We start from the raw sequence: 3,707 nt of genomic DNA, 5'->3' as shown, positions 1-3,707 counted from the left end.
GTCTTTCGCTCGAAGTTGGGGTGTGTCGCGCTGGTTGTCGGGCCCATTTATTTCTTTGCCCCCCTCGGCCGTCTTGTTCTGTTTTATGCTCCTGTCGCGTCCGAGCGCGGTGAGCATGTGATCGTAGAACGGCACGCCGGTGCTGATGTCGGTGCGACCGGTGCCGTCGAGATCGAGCTCGACGACGATGCTCGACTCCCTGGTGACGCGCTCGACGCGGGCGGTGCGGTGTGCGGTGGTCATTCGTTGCCTCGTTCGTCGGTGGCGCCGGTGAGTTCGCCGGCGGCCAGCAGCGCGCTCACGCGCAGGAATTCGTCGTTCTCCTCGGCCAGACCGATGGTGGCGCGCAGGTGCCCCGGGATGCCGACATCGCGGATGAGCACCCCGTGGTCGAGATAGCGCTGCCAGGCCCTCGGCGCGTCGGCGAAGGCGCCGAACAGCAGGAAGTTCGCGTCGCTCGGCACCACGGTGTAGCCCATCTCGGTCAGCGCGGCGGCGACCCGGTCGCGCTGGGCGGCCAGTTCGGCGACACTGCCGAGGGTTTCCTCGGCATGACGCAGCGCGGCCCGCGCGGCGGCCTGGGTGACCACCGACAGGTGGTAGGGCAGGCGCACCAGCAACAGCGCGTCGATCACCGCGGGCGCGGCGACCAGGTAGCCCAGCCGGCCGCCCGCGAAGGCGAAGGCCTTGCTCATGGTCCGGCTGACCACCAGCTTCGCCGGGTAGCGGTCGATCAGGCCGATGGCGCTGGGCTGGGCGGAGAACTCGGCGTAGGCCTCGTCCACCACCACGATGCCGGGTGCGGCCGCCAGGATGCGGGCCAGGTCCTCGACCGGGATGCTGTGCCCGGTCGGGTTGTTCGGACTGGTCACGAACACCACGTCGGGGCGGCGTTGCGCGATGGTGGCCACCGCGCGGTCCACGTCGAGGGAGAAGTCGGCCTCGCGCCTGGCCTCCACCCACTCGGTGTCGATGCCCTCGGAGATGATCGGGTGCATCGAGTAGGAGGGCACGAAACCCAGCGCGCTGCGGCCGGGCCCGCCGAAGGCCTGCAACAGCTGCTGCAAGATCTCGTTGGAACCGTTGGCCGCCCACACGTTCGCGGTGTCGACGGCGACGCCGGTCTGGCGAGTCAGGTACTCGGCCAGATCGGTGCGCAGCGCGACGGCGTCGCGGTCCGGGTAGCGGTGCAGGTCGGCCGCGGCGGCGCGCACGGCCTCGGCCACGTCGTCGACGAGCGCCTTGCTCGGCGGGTGCGGGTTCTCGTTGGTGTTGAGCTGCACCGGCACGCTCAACTGCGGCGCCCCGTACGGGGATTTGCCGCGCAGGTTCTCCCGCAGCGGCAGATCGGCCAGGGTGGCGGCGGCGCCGGGGACGGCGGGGGCGCTCACGACAGCGCCTCGAAGCGCACCGTGACGGCCTGCCCGTGCGCGGGCAGGTCCTCGGCGGTCGCCAGCGCGACCACGTGACCTGCCACGTCCTTCAACGCCGCCTCGGTGTACTCCACGACGTGGATGCCGCGCAGGAAGGTCTGCACGCTCAACCCCGAGGAGTGCCTCGCGCAGCCCGCGGTGGGCAGCACGTGGTTGGACCCCGCGCAGTAGTCGCCCAGGCTGACCGGGGCGTACGGGCCGACGAACACCGCGCCCGCGTTGCGCACCCGCGCGGCCACGGCCGGGGCGTCGGCGGTCTGGATCTCCAGATGCTCGGCGGCGTAGGCGTCGACCACCCGCAGGCCCTGGTCGATGTCGTCGACCAGCACGGTGCCCGACTGCTTGCCGGTCAGCGCGGTGCGCACCCGCTCGGCATGCGCGACCACCGGCATCTGCGCGGTGAGCGCGGCGTCGACGGCGTCGGCCAGCGCCTCGCTGTCGGTGACCAGCACGCTGGCGGCGAGCACATCGTGTTCGGCCTGGCTGATGAGGTCGGCGGCCACGTGCGCCGGGTCGGCGGTGGCGTCGGCGAGGATGGCGATCTCGGTGGGACCCGCCTCGGCGTCGATGCCGACCAGCCCGCGGCACAGCCGCTTGGCGGCGGTGACGTAGATGTTGCCCGGCCCGGTGATGAGGTCGACCGGGGCCAGTTCCGCGCCGTCGGTGTCGGTGCCGCCGTAGGACAGCAGCGCCACCGCCTGGGCGCCGCCGACGGCCCACACCTCGGCCACGCCGAGCAGGTGCGCGGCGGCCAGGATGGTCGGGTGCGGCAGCCCGCCGAAGTTCGCCTGCGGCGGGGAGGCCACCACCAGCGAGCCGACGCCCGCGGCCTGGGCGGGCACGACGTTCATGACCACGCTGGAGGGGTAGACGGCGTTGCCGCCCGGCACGTACAGGCCGACGCGCGCCACCGGCACCCACCGCTCGGTGACCGTGCCGCCCGGCACGACCTCGGTGGTGGTGTCGGTGCGCCGCTGGTCGGCGTGCACCTTGCGGGCGCGGGCGATGGACTCCTCCAGCGCCGCGCGCACGGCCGGATCGAGTTCGTCCAGCGCGCGCCGCAACCGCTCGGCGGGCACCCGCACGGTCTCCGGCACGACTCCGTCGAACTTCTCGCCGTATTCGAGTGCCGCCGCGGCGCCGCGCTCGCGGACCGCCTCGACGACCGGCCGCACATGATGGAGCACCGAGTCCACGTCGACTCCTCCGCGCGGCAGCGCGGCGCGCAGCTCGGCAGCGGAGGGAGTGCGACCGCGCAGATCGACGCGGGCGAGCTCGATGCGGGATGTCATGTCGGTGTCGATTCCTTCGTCTCGCGGACGTGCGGCAACAGGAAAGCTGCCGCTACCAGCCTAATGGTCGGGCCTGCGTGAGGACCGTCACCCTCCGCCCCCGCGCGGGGCGGCGGACCGCCGGGACGGGCGGGAGCGGCGGACCGGGCTAGCGGGTGTCGCTGTCGATGAGCAGCCTGCCGTTGTGCGCGACCACGCGCAGCACCATCGGCTTGGAGGTGCCGCCGACGGTGATGCTGCCAAGGCGCATGTCCACCGAGCCGTCCTCGTTGTTGGCGCCGGTGGCGGCGTTGATGTTGGCGAAGCTCTCGATGATGCGCGAGTTCCAGTACTCCTGGAACTCCTCCTGGCTGCCGTAGGCGGCCTGCGCGGCCGGGGTGAGCAGCGACCAGGAGCCGCTGGGGTTGTTGTAGAAGTCGACGATCAGCTGGCCGGCCGAACCCCAGTCGACGGTGCCGCTGCTCGGCGTGGTGCCGAGCGCCGGGGTCGCGGTGGTGGTGCTCGCGCCAGGGGAGACCGACGAGGAAGTGGGGGTGTTGGCCTGCGCCACCGATCCGCTGGGGTCCGAGTCGGTCATGCTGCCGATGAGCAGCGCGGACACCGCGACCAGGCCGCCGGCCAGCCCGCCGATGAGCACCGCGCGCCGCTTGCCGCCCGAGGCGGGGCCGGAGCCGGACCCCGAGGGCGCGGTGGTGGGGTGGGCGGCCGTCTCCGGGTGGGCCAGGCTGCGCTGCGGCGGCGGCAGCGGGCGCTCCTGCCTGGTCTCGTGCTGCTGGGCGGGCGAGCGCAGGGCTCGGGTGGCCGCGTCCGGGTCACCGCCCTGCTGCCTGCGGGCGTAGGCCTCGGCGGCGGGGACGAAGCCGACCGGGGCGGCCGAACCCGCGTCGGCGAAGGCGGCGAGGGTGTCGCGGGGGGCCCGCCAGGTGGGGGGCGCGGGCGGGGGGGGGGGGGGGAGGCGGCGCAGGGAGTGGGGGTGGGTGTT

2 protein-coding genes and 2 pseudogenes are annotated in these 3,707 nt (G+C 73.3%); all 4 read right to left on the bottom strand.

Going from position 1 to position 3,707, the window contains the following annotated elements; all coding sequences use genetic code 11:
* Positions 1-243 (bottom strand): annotated as a pseudogene (locus QH283_RS14625) (imidazoleglycerol-phosphate dehydratase); the annotation flags it as partial.
* Positions 240-1,391 (bottom strand): histidinol-phosphate transaminase, encoded by a 1,152-nt coding sequence (locus QH283_RS14620; protein ID WP_280503546.1) that lies wholly within the window; start codon positions 1,389-1,391, stop codon positions 240-242. The gene QH283_RS14620 and the pseudogene QH283_RS14625, both read right to left, overlap by 4 nt.
* Positions 1,388-2,725 carry a histidinol dehydrogenase gene (gene hisD / locus QH283_RS14615; RefSeq protein ID WP_280503545.1) on the bottom strand — a complete coding sequence of 446 codons (1,338 nt, stop codon included), beginning with the start codon at positions 2,723-2,725 and terminating at the stop codon, positions 1,388-1,390. Before hisD ends, QH283_RS14620 begins: the two co-directional genes overlap by 4 nt.
* Before the next feature lie 148 nt (positions 2,726-2,873).
* Positions 2,874-3,707 (bottom strand): annotated as a pseudogene (locus QH283_RS14610) (serine/threonine protein kinase); the annotation flags it as partial.

The sequence above is a fragment of the Nocardia farcinica genome (assembly GCF_029867845.1).
Taxonomy (GTDB): Bacteria; Actinomycetota; Actinomycetes; order Mycobacteriales; family Mycobacteriaceae; genus Nocardia; species Nocardia farcinica_A.
This window is presented reverse-complemented; position numbering and strand designations above follow the sequence as displayed.

Excerpts from the sequence above, each read along its gene's own strand:
- hisD (WP_280503545.1), bottom strand. The coding sequence starts at position 2,725 with ATGACATCCCGCATCGAGCTCGCCCGCGTCGATCTGCGCGGTCGCACT.